Source organism: Micromonospora sp. NPDC049044 (assembly GCF_040649215.1).
GTDB lineage: Bacteria > Actinomycetota > Actinomycetes > Mycobacteriales > Micromonosporaceae > Micromonospora.
In genome coordinates this window covers 34,029-50,627 of record NZ_JBEZFA010000008.1, presented here as the reverse complement: position 1 = coordinate 50,627, position 16,599 = coordinate 34,029, and the positions used below count along the sequence as shown (strand labels likewise).

General features: G+C 70.9%; 16 protein-coding genes. 12 read left to right on the top strand and 4 right to left on the bottom strand.

The window, feature by feature from the left end; translation table 11 throughout:
• Positions 1-120: 120 nt before the first annotated feature.
• Both AB0B85_RS08595 and AB0B85_RS08590 read left to right on the top strand, forming a co-directional pair.
• Positions 121-1,026: a hypothetical protein gene (locus tag AB0B85_RS08595; RefSeq protein ID WP_357405024.1), complete on the top strand. Its 906-nt coding sequence runs from the start codon at positions 121-123 to the stop codon at positions 1,024-1,026.
• Positions 1,027-1,128: 102 nt separating this feature from the next.
• A complete protein-coding gene (locus AB0B85_RS08590) occupies positions 1,129-1,458 on the top strand; it encodes a hypothetical protein (protein ID WP_357405022.1) in 330 nt (109 codons plus the stop codon).
• A gap of 46 nt (positions 1,459-1,504) precedes the next feature.
• Here the strand turns inward: AB0B85_RS08590 and dacB are convergent, their stop codons facing one another.
• Positions 1,505-3,091: a D-alanyl-D-alanine carboxypeptidase/D-alanyl-D-alanine-endopeptidase gene (gene dacB, locus AB0B85_RS08585; RefSeq protein WP_357405020.1), complete on the bottom strand. Its 1,587-nt coding sequence runs from the start codon at positions 3,089-3,091 to the stop codon at positions 1,505-1,507.
• Between the two features lie 67 nt (positions 3,092-3,158).
• Positions 3,159-3,875, bottom strand: a complete 717-nt coding sequence (locus AB0B85_RS08580) for an aquaporin (protein ID WP_357405018.1) — start codon at positions 3,873-3,875, stop codon at positions 3,159-3,161.
• A 290-nt stretch (positions 3,876-4,165) separates the two neighbouring features.
• On the opposite strand from AB0B85_RS08580, the gene AB0B85_RS08575 reads away from it, so the two are divergent.
• The 4 genes from AB0B85_RS08575 (at position 4,166) to AB0B85_RS08560 (ending at position 7,875) form a co-directional block, all read left to right on the top strand.
• Positions 4,166-4,447 (top strand): adhesin, encoded by a 282-nt coding sequence (locus AB0B85_RS08575; protein WP_357405016.1) that lies wholly within the window; start codon positions 4,166-4,168, stop codon positions 4,445-4,447.
• A 60-nt stretch (positions 4,448-4,507) separates the two neighbouring features.
• Positions 4,508-5,395 (top strand): sulfotransferase domain-containing protein, encoded by an 888-nt coding sequence (locus tag AB0B85_RS08570; protein WP_357405014.1) that lies wholly within the window; start codon positions 4,508-4,510, stop codon positions 5,393-5,395.
• 239 nt (positions 5,396-5,634) lie between these two features.
• Positions 5,635-6,027 carry a cupin domain-containing protein gene (locus AB0B85_RS08565; RefSeq protein ID WP_357405012.1) on the top strand — a complete coding sequence of 131 codons (393 nt, stop codon included), beginning with the start codon at positions 5,635-5,637 and terminating at the stop codon, positions 6,025-6,027.
• A 48-nt stretch (positions 6,028-6,075) separates the two neighbouring features.
• Positions 6,076-7,875, top strand: coding sequence for a glycoside hydrolase family 15 protein (locus AB0B85_RS08560; protein WP_357405010.1), 1,800 nt, complete (start codon positions 6,076-6,078; stop codon positions 7,873-7,875).
• 19 nt (positions 7,876-7,894) lie between these two features.
• Here the strand turns inward: AB0B85_RS08560 and AB0B85_RS08555 are convergent, their stop codons facing one another.
• Positions 7,895-9,085 carry a threonine synthase gene (locus AB0B85_RS08555; protein ID WP_357405304.1) on the bottom strand — a complete coding sequence of 397 codons (1,191 nt, stop codon included), beginning with the start codon at positions 9,083-9,085 and terminating at the stop codon, positions 7,895-7,897.
• A gap of 132 nt (positions 9,086-9,217) precedes the next feature.
• Between AB0B85_RS08555 and AB0B85_RS08550 the strand changes: the two genes are divergently transcribed.
• The 4 genes from AB0B85_RS08550 to AB0B85_RS08535 all read left to right on the top strand — a co-directional run bounded on the left by AB0B85_RS08550 (position 9,218) and on the right by AB0B85_RS08535 (position 11,888).
• A complete protein-coding gene (locus AB0B85_RS08550) occupies positions 9,218-10,006 on the top strand; it encodes an aldo/keto reductase (RefSeq protein ID WP_357405008.1) in 789 nt (262 codons plus the stop codon).
• 126 nt (positions 10,007-10,132) lie between these two features.
• Complete coding sequence (locus AB0B85_RS08545) at positions 10,133-10,285, top strand: hypothetical protein (RefSeq protein ID WP_357405006.1); 153 nt, start codon at positions 10,133-10,135, stop codon at positions 10,283-10,285.
• Positions 10,285-11,250 (top strand): N-acetylmuramoyl-L-alanine amidase, encoded by a 966-nt coding sequence (locus AB0B85_RS08540; protein ID WP_357405004.1) that lies wholly within the window; start codon positions 10,285-10,287, stop codon positions 11,248-11,250. The genes AB0B85_RS08545 and AB0B85_RS08540 overlap by 1 nt, the downstream gene beginning before the upstream one ends.
• A gap of 128 nt (positions 11,251-11,378) precedes the next feature.
• Positions 11,379-11,888 (top strand): hypothetical protein, encoded by a 510-nt coding sequence (locus tag AB0B85_RS08535; protein ID WP_357405302.1) that lies wholly within the window; start codon positions 11,379-11,381, stop codon positions 11,886-11,888.
• A gap of 67 nt (positions 11,889-11,955) precedes the next feature.
• Here AB0B85_RS08535 and AB0B85_RS08530 read toward each other — a convergent pair whose 3' ends face one another.
• The gene (locus AB0B85_RS08530) at positions 11,956-13,083 is read right to left on the bottom strand and encodes a cellulose binding domain-containing protein (RefSeq protein WP_357405002.1); all 1,128 of its coding nucleotides are present in this window, start codon (positions 13,081-13,083) and stop codon (positions 11,956-11,958) included.
• Positions 13,084-13,383: 300 nt separating this feature from the next.
• Here AB0B85_RS08530 and AB0B85_RS08525 point away from each other — a divergent pair, with 300 nt between their 5' ends.
• Positions 13,384-14,490, top strand: a complete 1,107-nt coding sequence (locus AB0B85_RS08525; RefSeq protein ID WP_357405000.1) for an FAD-dependent monooxygenase — start codon at positions 13,384-13,386, stop codon at positions 14,488-14,490.
• A 130-nt stretch (positions 14,491-14,620) separates the two neighbouring features.
• Positions 14,621-16,378 carry a cytochrome c oxidase subunit I gene (gene ctaD / locus AB0B85_RS08520; RefSeq protein WP_357404998.1) on the top strand — a complete coding sequence of 586 codons (1,758 nt, stop codon included), beginning with the start codon at positions 14,621-14,623 and terminating at the stop codon, positions 16,376-16,378.
• Positions 16,379-16,599 lie beyond the last annotated feature (221 nt).

The window sequence follows — 16,599 nt, the reverse complement described above, 5'->3', positions numbered from 1 at the left end:
CACGTCCGGCGCTCCGGATCTAGCGTGTCGACCACACCGGTGCAAACGTGAAACAACCCACAGTGGATGGCGCGGATCGCGACGGTCGATGGCAGCCGGGGTGGCGGAGGTGGAGGGTCGGTGGCGGACGACGACCGCACGGGGACGAAGACCCGCACCGGGCTGCGCCGGGTCGCCCGTGCCCGGCAGCGGCGGCGTTGGGCGGTGGCGGGGGTCGCCGTACTCGTCTGCCTGGTGCTGCTGGTGTCGTACCTCGCCAGTCGGTCCGACCCGGAGCCCGGCGACGAGCAGGCGGGCGGCGCGGGTGCGGCGCCGGGCGGCGGCGCCCGTTCCGTCGCTCAGCCCGCCATCGACGGGCGCACCGGTGATGCGGGGCCGGCGATGCCGGGCCTGCGTCCGCGGCAGCGGCCTCCCCTGCCCGATCCGACACCCGCGACCAGCGCGCCCGCCGTGCCGTCCACGCCGTCCGCGCCCGCTGACGCCCCGCTGCTGTCGGTGACCCAGGCGGAGATGCCCGCCGAGGTCGACCTCACCGCCGTGGGCACCCGGGACTGGGTGCACTGGGGGCCGCGCGGCGGCAACTCGACGGTCCGTAAACGCGCCGGCTCCGGGGAGATCACCGACGCGGGTGGCGCCGGCACGCGGGTCGGCTGGGACGGCAACCAGGAGTACGTGCGCTGGTCCGACGGCTCGTCGCAACGGTCGACGGACGGCAGCTCCAACGGCGTCTACACCTGCGGTGCCGGCAACGGGTTCACCCTCGCGGTCGCCGGCAGCGGTGCGCCGCGCACGGTCCAGGTCTACGGCGGCACCTGGATGGCCCGGGGTCGGCTGGAAGCCCGCCTGTCCACCGGCGGGCCCGCCCGTACCGCTTCGTTGGAGGACCCGTACACCGCCCGGAGTGCCCAGTTCACCGTCCGGTTCACCGCGCCGAAGACCGCCAGACTGCTGTTGACCTGGACCGTTGACAAGGTCTTCACCACGCACTGCGGCAACGTCGGTCTGCAGGCGGTGGCGCTGCGCTGACCGGTCGAGCGCAGCGCGGGACAGTTTGTCCGTCGCGGACCGTCGAGGACGCCGTAACTTTCTGCTATCCCCATCCGACTATCCAGTGTGGAGGCAGCGGAGATGAGCAGCAGCACCGCCCACCGCGTCCGTCGCGCCGCCAGCTCCGGCGATGATGAACCGTCCGGGGAGGTGCTCCGCGACATCCCCCTGCCGCCGTACGTGACCGGCGAGGACACCCAGTTCGCGGTGCGGGCGGTGGTGGTGCACGCCCCGCAGCGCTGGTCCGGGGGAGTGGTCTGCCGCAACGACGCCAGCCCGCACCCGTGCCGCCTGCACCGCTGGGGCACCCGGGTGCTCGCCCTGCGCGGGCTGCGGGCCGCCGACATCGACGCGCTGATCGAGCGCGGCGACCCGACGGCGGTCGTCCCCCCACCGGACCGGCCGGCCTGAGCGTACGACCGCCCGGGAGGCGCGGACACGCCTCCCGGGACGTCGCTCAGCAGGTGATCGGCTTGACCCAGGAGCACTCGATACCCTCCGGGGTGCGGGGCGTCTCCGGCACCGCCGGCGGTGCCACCCGTGCCGACGCGGCCGGGCCGTCCTCGCGGTACCCCGCCAACGTCACGGCGATCTGGTCCTCCAACGGCTTGACCGAGGACGTGAGGTAGTTGTTCAGCAGGATGGAGAACGCCAACAGCCGGCCGTCGGCGCTTGTGACATAGCCGGAGAGCCCGGAGACACCGGTCAGGCTGCCGGTCTTGGCGTGCACGTTGCCCGCTGCCGGAGTGCCGGCCATCCGGCTGCGCAGAGTGCCGCCGACGAACCGGTCGGGTTGACCAGCGATCGGCAGCGCCGAGTACCAGGTGGGAAACCACGGTTCGGCGCGGACGGCGCTCAGCAGGTCGACGAACTCGGCCGCGGGGACCAGATTGCGCCGGGACAGCCCGGATCCGTCGCGCTGACGCAGCTGCCCGGTGTCCATGCCGGAGTCGGCGACGTACTCGCTGATCGCGGTGACTCCGGCCGCCCAGGTGCCCGAGCCGGACAGCACCCGGCCGATCTCCTTCGTCAACACCTCGGCGTGGCCGTTGTTGGAGAGCTTGAGGAACGGCGTCATCAGCTCACCCAGGCTCATCGACTCGTGCTGCGCCACCGGGTCGGCCGTCTCCGGGGTGGGTTGGCCGAGCACGGTCCGGCCGAGCACCCGGACGCCGTGCCGGTGCAGCGCGGCCCGGAACACGTCGGCCGCGTAGCCGGCCGGCTGATCGACTGTCACCCAGTCGCTGGCGGGCGCGTCCCCGACGGCGATCTGGCCGGTCACCACGACGGTGTTGCCGCCGTGTTCGCGCTCGAACGAGATGGCGGTCTCGCCGTCGGCGACAGTGCGGGCCCGGTTGTCGATGCGCAGGTACCCGGTGGGCGGGGTGGTGCTGATCACCGGTGCGGCGCCGGCCCGGTCGCCCGCCGCGGCCTGCACGATCACGGTGCCCGCGTCATAGTCGGTGTTCGGTGCGACGGTGAGCGCGGAAACCTGCGCGGCGTAGTAGTAGGGCTCGTCGTCCCAGGTCCAGTCGGGGCCGAGCCGGGTCTGGTCGTAGCGGGTGTCGTCGGCGACCAGGTTGCCGGCGACCACGCGTACGCCGTCGGCGGCGACCTGCGCGGCGAGCGCGTCGTAGTCCGTGGCGAGCATCGTCGGGTCGCCTCCGCCACGCAGGTAGAGGTTGCCGGAGAGCAGCCCGGCGCGGCGCTTGCCGGTGGTGCGTACGTCGGTGGTGAAGTGGTGCCCCGGGCCGAGCAACTCCAGGGCCGCCGTCGAGGTCAGCAGCTTGGTGTTCGAGGCCGGGATCAGCCGGCGGGCACCGTTGCGGTCGTAGAGCGTCTGGCCGGTGCTGGTGTCCACCACCACCACGGACGTCTGCGCGCCGGTGAGCCGGGCGTCGGCGAGGATCGCGTCGATTGTGGCGTTCAGTCGGGTCGTCGCGGGTGTGGGCGACTCGGCGGTGGCGTCGGGCGCTCCGGCGGTGGCTGCGACGGCGGCCAGTGTGAGCAGCGCGAGGGCCCGGGGAAAGTGACGGCGATGCATGCGCTGATGCTGTCACGAAGGTATTCGCCGGAGAAGGGGCTCGGCTGTAGGTTCTTGCCGGACCGGGCTAGCTCGGCCGGCCGACCGACCTGTCGTGCCCACCCCAGTAGTGCCGCTGCGCGCCCATCACCATCGGCGCGACAAGCGCGGCGAGCGCCCCGCCGAGCAGCGGGAAGACGATGAACACCCAGAGCTGCCGCAGCGCCACACCGCCCTCGAAGACCGCAGGGCCGAACGCGCGGGCCGGATTGACAGCGCCGCCGGTGAGCGTCACACCCACCAGTTGGGTCACGGCGAGGGCCAACCCGATGGCCAGGCCGGCGGTGCCCGGGTTCTCGCTACGACTCGTCACCACGAGGACGACAAGCACGAAGAGGAAGGTCAGGATGACCTCCAGCACGGCCGCGCCACCCCGGTTGATGTGCGCGCCGTAACCGTTCGTGCCCAGTGCCCCGGTCTGGTCCGCGACGTCACCCCACCGGGTCAGTGCCCAGAGCACGAAGGCCGCCACCGTCGCGCCGACGAACTGCGCGATCCAGTACGCCACAGCACCGATCACCGAGATCTTTCCGGAGAGCAGCACACCGAGCGTCACCGCCGGATTGACGTGGCTTCCGGACAGTGGGCCGATCGTGTAGACGAGGGCGACCATCACGAAGCCGAAGGCCAGAGCGACCACCACCACGCCGCCCTGGATCCGCGCGGCCACGGCACTACCCACCCCGAAGAAGACAAGCAGCAGGGTGCCGAGGAGTTCGGCCGCGTACCGGCGAAAGTCGCTCATCCACTCAGCGTATGCGCTGGCCAGGTGGCTGTTGCCGGATTGCCCCGGCTTCCCCGATGTGCCCGCGCCGCCGGCTGACCCGGCACGCGCTCGACTGACCTGGCTCTATTTGACGGATGGCCCGCCAGCGGGCACGGTGGGAGTGACGGGGCCGTCAGCTGCCCCGATTCCTGCGACGGCGACGACAGGTCGCCCTCCGGTCGCCTCCCACGTGCGCTCGTACGCGAGCCGACCGTCCGGTCTGCCCATCATCGCGACCGCGAGCCGAGATCCCACGAGGAGTTCCGTACATGCTCACCATGACCGACAACGCCGTGCTCGTCATCCGTGACCTCGCCAACCAACAGGACGTCGGCCAGGACGGCGGCGTACGCATCGCCGCCGACACCGAGGCCGGCTCGCTGACCGTGGAGTTGGTGCCCGAGCCGGTGCAGGGGGATCGGGTGGTCGACAACCAGGGTGCCCGGATCTTCCTCGACGAGGACGCCGCCGAACTGCTCGGTGACGCCTCGGTGGACGCCACAGTCGACGAGGAGGGCGTCATCCAGTTCGGCTTCACCGAGCGGCAGTAGCCGCCGCGGGCGGGTCGGAATTCGGCTGCTCGGCACCGGCCCGATGGCTAGGCTGCGCCGATGCCCACGCCTACGCACCGTTACCGATCCGAGGACGAGGACAGCGCCCGCTGGACCGGCTTCCCGTTCCGCGACGGCGACATCGTGATCAGCACCCGGTCCAAGAGCGGCACCACCTGGATGCAGATGATCTGCGCCGTCCTGGTGCTGGGCACCGCGGAACTGCCGGCGCCGCTGGCCGTGCTGTCGCCGTGGCTGGACTGGTTGGCCGAACCGCGCGACGAGGTGTTCGACCGACTGGCCGCGCAGTCGCACCGGCGGTTCATCAAGACGCACACCCCGCTGGACGGCGTGCCGCTCGATCCTCGGGTGCACTACGTGGTGGTGGCCCGGCACCCGCTCGACCTCGCGGTGTCCCTCTACCACCAGGCCGGCAACCTGGACCGGGCACGCCTGGCCGAGCTGACCGGCGAGCCCGCCCCGGCCGGGCCGCCGCGGCCACGCCCACCGGTGGAGCAGTGGTTGCCGACCTGGGTGGACCGGGAGGTGGACCCGCGCGCCGAGCTGGATTCGCTGCCCGGGGTGATGATGCACCTGACTGACGCCTGGGACCGCCGGCACCAGCCCAACGTCGCGCTCGTGCACTACGACGACCTGCTTGCCGACCTGGCCGGCGAGATGCGCCGGCTCGCCGAACGGTGGGGCATCGCTGTCGTACCCGAACGATGGCCCGAGCTGGTCGAGGCGGCCACCTTCGGGCGGATGCGGGAGCGTGCGGACCGGCTCGCGCCGGACCGGCTCGGCGTGCTGCGCGACCGGCAGGCGTTCTTCCGCCAGGGTCGTTCGGGGCAGGGCCGTGACCTGCTCGACGCGGCCGCGCGGGCCCGCTACCGGAAGCGTACGGAGGCGCTGGCCGCGCCGGACCTGCTCGACTGGCTGCACCGCTAGCCACACGAGCGCGCGGCGCCGCTTCGACCTGAGGGTCGGAACGTCGCCGCGCTCTGGCCGTCTCCCACCACCGCAGCCGTTCGGCGGTACGACAGCGGGGACCTGGCTCGACCGGCAGTTGGTGCCGGTCCGAGTTGTCGATCCCCGTTCCGCCCGGATCCAAACCTGCCGACCAGGGGGACTACCACCATCTGCGATTCCCGGCGTGGCCCGCCACCGAACGGGGTATGTCCGTGGTCATGGAGCATTTCACTATCGCGACCGTCGCCGAGCAGAGTCCGGATTTCCGGCGGGTGCTGTGGACCGGCGAGCACAGCCAGTTGGTCATCATGACCATTCCCGAGGGCGGGGAGATCGGCGAAGAGGTGCACGACGACGTCGACCAGATCCTGACCTTCGTCAGTGGCGTCGGAGAGGCCCGGGTCGCCGGCTCGAAGCGCAAGGTCGTCTCCGGGGATCTGGTGGTCGTACCGGCCGGGACAAAGCACAACTTCGTCAACACCGGCCCCAACCCGCTTGTGCTGTACACCGTCTACGGGCCGGCGGAGCACGCGGACCAGGCCGTCCACCGGACCAAGGAGGAGGCCGACGCGGCCGAGGCGGCGGGCAAGGACGAGCCGCCGACCGAGTGAGGAGTCGGGCGGCGGCCTGATCCGGGCCGATGCGGGTACCCGCGGCGGGTGGAGCGGCAGCCGGAGATCTCCGACTACGGGTTCCTCTCGGACTCCCGTTCGGGCGCCCTGGTCGGCAAGGATGGCTCGATCGACTGGTGGTGCCCGGGCCGGTTCGACGGGGCGTCCGTGTTCGGGCGGCTGCTCGACCCGAGCGGCGGGCACTTCCGGTTGGCACCGGTCGGTGCCGGCGGCCCGGGGCACCGGTTGGAGCGGGCCTACCTCCCGGACTCGTTGGTGCTGCGGACGGTTCATCACACCCCGCAGGGCAGCGTGGCGGTCACCGACGCCCTCGCCGCCGAGGTCGGAGCCCGCGCGCACGAGCTGGGCAAGAACTCGCCCGCCGTGCTGATCCGGGTGGTGCAGGGGTTGTCCGGGCGGGTACGGATGGCGCTGGACTTCGCACCCCGACCCGAGTACGGGCTGCTCACGCCGTACCTGCACGAGCAGCCCGACGGTAGCGTGCTGGCCGGCGCGGGCCCCGTGGTGCTCGTGTTGCGCGCCGACGGGCTGGGCCTGCGGGCGGACGACGACCGGGTGACCCACGAGTTCGAGATCTCCGCCGGTCAGACGGTCGGCATGGACGTGGCGTTCGGCGAGGCGTACGGCACCCCGCCGGCCCGGGTCGAGCCGCTGACCGCCCTCGCCGAGACGACACAGGCGTGGCAGGCGTTCCGGGAGACGCACACCTATTCGGGCCGGTACCCCACACTCGTCCGGCACAGCGCGACAGTCCTGACCGGCCTCACGTACGCCCGCAGTGGCGCGGTCGCCGCGGCGCTCACCAGTTCGCTACCGGAGCAGATCGGCGGCGACCGGAACTACGACTACCGCTACTCCTGGCTGCGGGACTTCTCGTTGACGATGCGGGCGCTCTGGGTGGCGGCCTGTCCCGAGGAGACGTCCCGGCTGTTCGCCTGGGCGACCCGCTCGATCGGCCGGTTCGGAGACGAGCCCGTGCCGGTGCTCTTCGGGTTGGAGGGTGAGCGTGACCTTTCCGAGCACCACTGCAACCACCTGCGCGGCTACCGGGACAGCAGGCCGGTCCGGGTCGGCAACGACGCCTGGCGGCAGCGGCAGCTCGACGTGCCCGGGGAGGTGATGTCGGCGGTGTGGCGGCTGCGCGACTATCTCGGCGCGCGGTTCGAGGACGAGCTGCGGGAGATGGTGCTCGGGTTGGCCGAGCAGGTGGCCGCGACGTGGCGGCTGCCGGACCGGGGGATCTGGGAGACCCGGGGCGAGGAGCGCCACTACGTCTGGTCCAAGGTGTCCTGCTGGCTGGCGTTGGACCGGGCGGTGGGGCTCGCCGACCGGCTCGGCGACCGGGCCGACCCACGCCGCTGGGCCGGCGTACGCGACGAGATCCGCGACACCGTGCTGCGTGAGGGCTGGAACGACCGGATCGGCGCGTTCACCGGGGCGTTCGGGTCGGCCGAGCTGGACGCCTCGGTGCTCGCCATGCCGGTGGCGCGGTTCCTGCCGGCCACCGATCCGCGGATGCGCTCCACTATCGAGATGGTCGAGCGTGAGCTGGGCACCGAGGGTGGCTTGCTGCGGCGGTGGACCACCGACCCGGCCGGCTTCCTGCTCTGCTCGTTCTGGTTGGTGGAGTGCCTGGTGATGGTGGGTGAGCCCAAGCGGGCCGAGGCGCTGTTCGAGCGGGTCGTCGGGTACGCCAACGACGTGGGACTGTTCAGCGAGCAGATCGACCTGAGCACCGGGGTGCACCTCGGCAACACCCCGCAGGCGCTCTCCCACATCGGCCTGATCAACGCGGCCTGGCGGTTGACCGAGCCGAACAGTTTCTGATCGGCCCCGGTGCGCCGGCTCACTCCAGCACTGGTACGCGGGACACGTCGACGGTGTCCGGATACTTCAGCCCCGAGCCGGTGTTGAGCACCACCACCCGTTCACCGGCCCGGATCCAGCCGCCGGCGCGCAGGTGCCGCGCCGCCGTCAGGCAGGCCGCCCCCTCCGGGCAGAGCAGCAACCCCTCCCGGCTGGCGAAGTCCCGCAGGTCGGCGAGGATGTCCGCGTCGTCGACGGCAACCGCGGTGCCGGCGGACTCCCGCAGCGCCGTCAGGATCAGCTCGTCGGCGAGCGGGGCCGGTACGGTGATGCCGAACGCCACGGTGTGCGCGTCCGCCCAGGGTCGGGCCCGATCCTCGCCGGCGGCGAACGCCCGCACGATCGGGGCGCAGCCGGTCGACTGCACCGCCACCAGCCGGGGCAGCTTGTCGCCGACCCAGCCCAGCTCGCGCAGCTCGTGCATCGCCTTGTGGATGCCGATCAGCCCGACGCCGCCACCCGTCGGATAGATGATCACGTCGGGCGTCTGCCAACCGAGCTGCTCGACGATCTCGTACCCCATCGTCTTCTTGCCCTCCAGCCGGTAGGGCTCGCGCAGCGTGCCGGCGTCGAAGATCGCCCCGTTCGACTCCGCGATCAGCTCGGCCACCCACCGGCCGGCGTCGCTGATCAGCCCGTCGATCAGACGCAGGTCGGCCCCGGCCGCGACGCACTCGCGTCGGCAGATACTCGGCGCGTCAAGCGGCATGACGATCGTCGCACCCATCCCGGCCCGCGCGGCGTACGTCGCCCAGGCCGACCCGGCGTTGCCGTTCGTGGGCATCGCGATCTGCTGTACGCCCAGCTCGCGGGCCCGGCTCACGCCGACCGCCGCCCCGCGCGCCTTGAACGAGCCGGTCGGGATCAACCCCTCGTCCTTGACCATCAGGTCGGCGATGCCGATCTCGGCGCCGTAGGCCGGGGCGCGCAGCAGCGGTGTCCAGCCCTCGCCGAGCGTCGTGACGTGTCGTGGGTCGCCGACCGGCAGCAGCTCGCGGTAGCGCCACAGGTCGGCCGGGCGCAGCGGAAAGCGCTCCGGGGTGACCGCCTTAGCCACCGCCGGCAGGTCGTAGCGAGCCAGCAGCGGGGAACCGCACGCGCAGAGGTTGCGCAGCTCGTCGGCGGAGTGCTCCATCGCGCAGCGCGGGCAGTCCAGGTGGGTCAGGTACACGTCGCTCCTCACCGGTGCTCCGTCGGCCGGTCGGTCACAGGGGCATTCTCCGGCAAAGCGCACCGGCGCGTTGGCTGCCGGAGTGTCCGGTTCGCTCGGCGGCGGCGGGCTCGGCGGGGTAGAACGGACCTCATGGACCTCACCGACCAGCCCACCGTCCTGCTCCCCGGGGACGTCCGGATGCCCCTGCTCGGCTTCGGCACCTGGCAGGCCACCGGCCAGGCCGGCTACGACGCGGTGCTGGCCGCGCTCGACACCGGTTACCGGCACATCGACACCGCCGCGGTGTACGGCAATGAGCGCGAGGTCGGCCGCGCCGTGCAGGAGAGCGGGCTGCGCCGCGAGGACATCTTCATCACCACCAAGCTCCCGCCGAACCGGGTGGGTCAGGAGCGCGCCACGTTGGAGGCCAGCCTGGAGGCGCTCGGCGTCGAGCACCTGGACCTCTGGTTGATCCACTGGCCGCCGTCGTCGCCGTCGGACAGCATCCCGCTCTGGCGTGAACTGCTGGCGGCCCGCGACGAGAACCTGGTCCGCGCGGTGGGTGTCAGCAACTACAGCACCGGGCAGATCGACGAGCTGATCCAGTCGACCGAGGAGAACCCGGCGGTCAACCAGATCGAGTGGAGTCCGGCGCTGTACGACAGGCAGCGGCACGCCGAGCACCGGGACCGGGGGGTGGTGCTCGAGGGTTACAGCCCGTTCAAGACCAGCGACCTCAGCGACCCGGTGCTGACCAGGATCGCCGGGGCGCACGGGGTCTCCCCGGCGCAGGTGGTGCTGCGGTGGCACATCGACCACGAGATCGTGGCGATCCCCAAGTCGGTGACGCCGGAGCGGATCACCGCCAACTTCGACGTCTTCCACTTCTCGCTCACCGCCGAGGAGATGCGCGACATCGACGCGCTCGGCGACGCCTGATCTGGCGGTTTCCTTCAGTCATCTCTTCAGGGGTGAAGGGTATCGACATCGACGTTCGTGACGGTATAGCGTGCCCGTCATCACGATCGTCGATCCGTTCGTGCCCGCCGTCGCTGGAGGATCGCCATGACCCGATCACCATCCATCCGTCTACGCCGCCGCGGGGTGCTCGGCATCCCCGCCCTGGTGGTCGCCGCGCTGACAGTCGTCGCGCGCCCCGGCGCGGCGAGCGCCGCACCGAAGGCCGAGTGCCTCGCCGACCTGCTCCGGGACGTCTGATGGCGACCATTCCCTGGCTGGTGGACGTGCTCCGCGGCGCCGGGGTCCAGGTCGTCGTCGAGGGCGACTGGCTCAACCGGATGCGGCCCGGCTCCTTCGACCCGATCGGTGTGCTCTGGCACCACACCGCCTCGACCAGCAGCGCCAGCAACCCGCACCCGGCCCTCGGCATCTGCATAAACGGTAGGTCCGACCTGCCCGGGCCGCTGTGTCAGGCGCTCGTGGACTACAACGGTGTCTTCCACGTCATCTCCGCCGGCCGCTGCAACCATGCCGGGGTCAGCGGTGGCAGCGGGCCGATCCCGGCCGGGGACGGCAACACCCTGATGATCGGGTGGGAGATCGACTACAACGGCGTAAACCAGGAGATGACCGCCGCGCAGTACAACGCGTCGATCGCCGCCACCGCCGCCGTGCTCACCCGGCTCGGCCGGGACAGCAGTTACGCCCGGGGGCACCGGGAGACGAGCACCACCGGCAAGATCGACCCGTCGTTCATCGACCTGAACGTGATGCGCGCCGACGTCGCGGCGAGGATGGCCGGCGGCGGCACGGCGTGGTCCGCCACAGTGGACAACGCCACGGCGGGCCGGTTCACCGCCAGCGCCAACTGGGGTGTCTCGACGTACTCCAGCCAGCGCTACGGCGCCGACTACCGCTACGCCGACCCGGTCGCCGTCAGCGACCCCGCCTGGTACCGGTTCAACGTCCCGGCGGCCGGCAACTACCGGGTCGAGGCCTGGTGGCCGACGAACAGCGGCTACAACAGCGCCACCCCGTACATCGTCGCCACCAGCAGTGGCAACCGGACCGTCTACGTCGACCAGCGGGCGACCGGCGGGCAGTGGCGGGTCCTCGGCACATTCGCGCTGCCGGCCGGGGACGCCAACCGGGTCGCGGTGAGCCGGTGGAGCAACGCCGCAGGTCTGGTCATCGCCGACGCCGTACGCCTCACCCGGGTCTGACCCCTCGCTGCCGGCCGGTCCCGGCCGGCCGCGCTCGGGCTTGATCGACCCGGTTGTCCGGAAGTCGGGGCATCCCACGTGGGAGGATGCCCCGACTTCAGGGATTCCGAGGGGATGTCGTGGAGAAGATGAGCGAAAGAGGTGTGCAGCGAGACGCGGGTCTGATGGCGGTGTTACGTCGCCTCGACGATCCTCGGTGGCTGGAGTTTCCCGCCGACTACGGCAGCGCCGCGCTCGCGGCCTCGTGCCGCACCCTGGTCGCGGATCTCGACTCCCGCTTCGCGACGAGTTGCCCGATCGAGCGAGACATCCAGGACTCCGCCCAGTACGGGCGAATCGAAGTGCCGGGGCCGGCCACTGTCTGCGGGACACGGATCGTCGTCCTGGTGAGCAAGTTCACGCCGCTGGCCATGGTCGCCGCCGACAACCCCGGTGCCTTTCTCGGCACCGATGAGGCATGCGCCGAAGGTGAACTCGACGCGGGTGACCTCGAAAAGGTCGAGCAGGCCCTCGTCGGGTCGGGGCACCTGGTGATCCCCGAAGAACTCCTGATGACGCGTTATGACGGGGTTGCCCACCTGCGCTTCTGCGGTTCCGGGGGGCCTTACTGGTGGGACCGGTTCTTCGGATCGTTCTGAATGGTCGTCCAGGCAGGGGTCAGGGCGTGCGCGGCCACGCGCACGCCCTGACGCCACCACGGTCAGTTCAGGAGCGGGAGCAGGTCGCCCCGTTGAGCGAGAAGTTGGTAGGCGACGAGTACGACCCGTTCAGGGTGCCCTGGTAGCCGAAGCTGGCCGTGCCGCCGGGAGCGATGGACCCGTTGTGGCTCACGTTGCGGGCGGTGACCGCGGAGCCGCTCTGGCTCACCGTGGCGTTCCACGCGTTGGTGACCGTCTGCCCGCTGGGCAGGTTGTAGTTGAGCGTCCAGCCGTTTATCGCGCTGGATCCGGTGTTGGTGACCAGCACGTCGGCGGTGAAGCCGTTGTTCCACGAGTTCGCTGTGTACTTCACCGCGCAACTGCCACCACCGCTGGGCGGCGGGGTCGTCGGCGGCGGGTTGGTGGGGTTGCCGCCACCGCCGTTGACGCTCGCCGAGAACGAGGTGACCGCCAGGCCGACACCGCCCTGCCAGGGCTCGAAGCCGGCCTGGATGCTGGTCAGGTACCAGGAGTTGGTGATCGCGCCCCGGTTGCGGGTGTCGTTGATGAAGTCCAGCACGCTGAAGTTCAGGCTGGAGATCGCCGACTGCGCCACGTACGAGATGACGTTGTTGGAGCCGTTGCTGCCCCGCCAGACCTCCCAGGTGCGGCCGGCCAGGTTGGTAGTGCCGACCACCGAGCCGATGGGCTGGATCGAGCCCTGTCGGTTGAGCCAGATCATGATCTCCATCTGGTTCACCCCGTCCCGCTTGGGCGACGGGTCCAGCCAGATGTCGTACGAGGCGTTGTAGGTCGCCCCGCTGACGTACCGGTAGGAGATGCTGCTGGTGGCGCTGCTGATCTGGCTCACCTGCATCGGCAGGTTGGTGCCGGGGGAGCAGTTGGTGTAGTGGCAACCGAAGAACACCGAGGGGTACGCCGTCGGTGCGCCGTTCGTGGGGCTGCTGCCGTTCAGGGTGGTGATCTCGAAGCCGTTGCTTGTGGCGTTGATGCACTGCTGGGCGGTGGTGCCCCAGCGGTTGTTCTGCACCACGTACCGGCCCTGGATCACCGTCGAGCCGTACTGTTCGCAGATCAGGGTGTCGGCGGAGGCGCTGCCGCCGAAGGCCACCGCTACCAGTGAGCCGGCGAGCAGCACGCCGGCCGCGGCCAGGGCCCGAAGTTGACGTTTCATGACGCTCCTTGACTCGGCGCATGCCGGGCGCCGCATGTGGTGGGGTCGTGCGGGAGCGCTCCCACGCTCAACGACACATTTACATGCTTGAAACTGCCGCGCAACCGTAAGCGCCAAACTGGTGAATCGGGCGGATTGCCGTGCACCCACCGGACGGCCGCCGCCCGCCGACCGGCCAAGCGGCACGGCCACACCGACGAGTGAAACCGGGCGACCGATCGGGCCTGGCGTGCGCCGATCGCTCCGAGTAGCGTGTTGCCTCCAACGCGTTCCGCTCCCCCTCCGGAGGCGTACACCACAATGGGTGGCTCCCCCCTGCGCATCCTCGTCGTCGGCGCGGGCATCGCCGGTCTGGCCGTGGCCCGGGCGCTGCGCCTTGCGGGCTTCCGGCCCGACGTCACTGACAAGTTGCCACCGGGGGAGTGCGCCGAAGCCGGCCTCTACCTGCCCGGCAACGCCGCCCGCGCGCTGCACCAGCTCGACCTGCACCACCCGGTCCGCCCGCTCGGTCAGGTGATCCACCGGCAGCGGTTCTTCGACGCCACCGGCGCGCGCCTCTGCGAGGTGGACCTCGACACCCTCTGGGCCGGCGTCGGCGAATGCCGGGCGCTGCCCCGGGCCGACCTGCACCGGGTGCTGCTCAGCGGTGCCGGCGGCGCGGTCCGGCACGGTGCCGAGGTGCGCACCCTGGAGTTGCTGCCGGGCGCGGTCGGGGTCACCTTCACCGACGGCACCGCCACCGAGTACGACCTTGTCATCGGTGCCGACGGGCCACGCTCCTCGGTCCGCGCGCTGGCCGCGCTCGGCGGGCCGCCCCGCCCGGTCGGTCAGGTGGTCTACCGGGCCGTGCTGCGCGACGGCCCACCGGTCACCGAGTGGACCGGTCTGCTCGGCCAACGCTCCGGGTTCCTGATGGTGCCGATGGGCGCCGGGCGACTGCACCTCTACGCCGACGAGGCCGGCACTGAGGCGCCTGCCGACCCGCTGGGTCGACTGCGCGCGCTCTTCGCCGACTACCGCGGTCCGGTGCCGGAGGTGCTGGCGGCACTCGACAGGGTGCACGTCGGGATCACCGACGAGGTGGAGTTGGGCCGCTGGCACCGAGGACGGGTGCTGCTGGTCGGCGACGCCGCGCACGCCACCGCGCCCACGTTGTCCCAGGGTGCGGCGATGGCACTCGAGGACGCCGTGGTGCTCGCGGAATCGTTGCGCGCCGCCGGCAGCGTGGAGGCGGCCCTGGTGGCGTACGAGAGTCGTCGCCGTCCGCGTACCCGATGGGTGCGGGACCGGACCCGGGACCGCAACCGGACCAGGGACGTGCCGCCGGCGCTGCGCGACCCGTTGCTGCGCGGGCGCGGCGGCCGGATCTTCGGGGAGCACTATCGGCTCCTGCTCGGTCCGCTGTAGGCCCGTAGTAGATCGTGTCACGCCACCCCACGCGGCGCTGCGACCTGCCGGGGACTATCCTCCTTGCGGATGACGGCCCGCCGATAACCAGCGTGTGCCGAGCGGGACAACCGAGAACCGGAGGCCACTCGTGACCACCGTCGCACCCAAGCCGGTCGTGACCCGGCCCTGGCCGGTCCGGGAGCCGGTCAAGGGGTCGGCCATCGCGCGGCTGCTGCGAACCACGGACGCGAAGCAAATCGGGATCATGTACATGGTCACCGCGTTCGCGTTCTTCATGATCGGCGGCCTGATGGCCCTGATCATGCGTGCTGAGCTGGCCCGACCCGGGCTGCAGTTCCTGTCGCCGGAGCAGTACAACCAGCTCTTCACGATGCACGGCACGATCATGTTGCTGTTCTTCGCGACGCCGATCGTGTTCGCCTTCGCGAACTACATCGTGCCGATCCAGATCGGCGCGCCTGACGTCTCCTTCCCTCGCCTGAACAGCTTCGCCTACTGGCTGTACCTGTTCGGCGGCACGATGGCGACAGCCGGTTTCCTCACCCCGGGTGGCGCCGCTGACTTCGGCTGGTTCGCGTACGCGCCGCTGAGCAGCGTGGAGCACTCACCCGGCGTCGGCGCCAACATGTGGATCATGGGTCTGGCCATCTCCGGCCTGGGCACCATCCTCGGCGCCGTGAACATGATCACCACGGTGCTCACCCTGCGTGCGCCCGGCATGACCATGTTCCGGATGCCGATCTTCACGTGGAACATCCTGGTCACCAGCCTCCTGGTGATCCTGGTCTTCCCGCTGCTGGCCGCCGCGCTCTTCGCGCTCGCCGCGGACCGCATCCTCGGCGCCCACGTGTACGACCCCGCGACCGGTGGGCCGATGCTCTGGCAGCACCTGTTCTGGTTCTTCGGGCACCCCGAGGTGTACATCGTGGCGCTGCCGTTCTTCGGCATCATCAGCGAGGTCATCCCGGTCTTCTCCCGCAAGCCGATCTTCGGCTACAAGGGCCTGGTCGCCGCGACCGTCGCGATCGCCGCGCTCTCCATGAGCGTCTGGGCGCACCACATGTTCGCCACCGGCCAGGTGCTGCTGCCGTTCTTCAGCTTCCTGAGCTACCTGATCGCCGTGCCGACCGGTATGAAGTTCTTCAACTGGATCGGCACCATGTGGCGGGGTCAGGTCAGCTTCGAGACGCCCATGCTCTGGGCGATCGGCTTCCTTGTCACGTTCCTCTTCGGCGGTCTCACCGGTGTGCTGCTGGCCAGCCCGCCGATCGACTTCCACGTGTCGGACTCGTACTTCGTGGTGGCGCACTTCCACTACGTGCTCTTCGGCACCATCGTGTTCGCGGTCTTCGCCGGCATCTACTTCTGGTTCCCGAAGATGTTCGGCCGGATGCTCGACGAGCGCCTGGGCAAGGTGCACTTCTGGCTCACCATGATCGGCTTCCACACCACCTTCCTGGTGCAGCACTGGCTCGGCAACGAGGGCATGCCCCGCCGCTACGCCGACTACCTGCCCAGCGACGGCTTCACCACGCTGAACATGATCTCCACGATCGGCGCGTTCATCACCGGTATCTCGACGCTGCCGTTCATCTACAACTGCTGGAAGTCGTACAAGACCGGCCCGGTGGTCGAGGTGGACGACCCCTGGGGCCACGGCAACTCGCTCGAGTGGGCGACCAGCAGCCCGCCGCCGCTGCGCAACTTCGACCGGATGCCCCGGATCCGCTCCGAGCGGCCGGCGTTCGACGCGAAGTTCCCGGAGCTGGCCGCCGGCCAGACCCTGGCCGGCCCGCCGGAGGGCGGCGCCAAGCCGCTCACCAGCGAGTCGGACGGCGGCGCCAGCTACCGCGAGGACACCGCGAGCGACGTCGACCGGCACTGACGCGCAGATCCAGCAGTACGACGGGCGCCGCCCCCGGGACCACCGGGAGCGGCGCCCGTCGCCGTGCGCCGGGTCGGCCCGTCGCCGTGCGCCGGGTCGGCCTGTCGCCGTTGCATCCGGGGCGCTGTGCGGACCGGTTGCTGCCTGGTGGCGGCCGGGGATCGTTCCTGGTCGGGGTGGTTCGGCGTGCTCTCGGGCCTGGGGTGTCGGGGTCGTGTTCT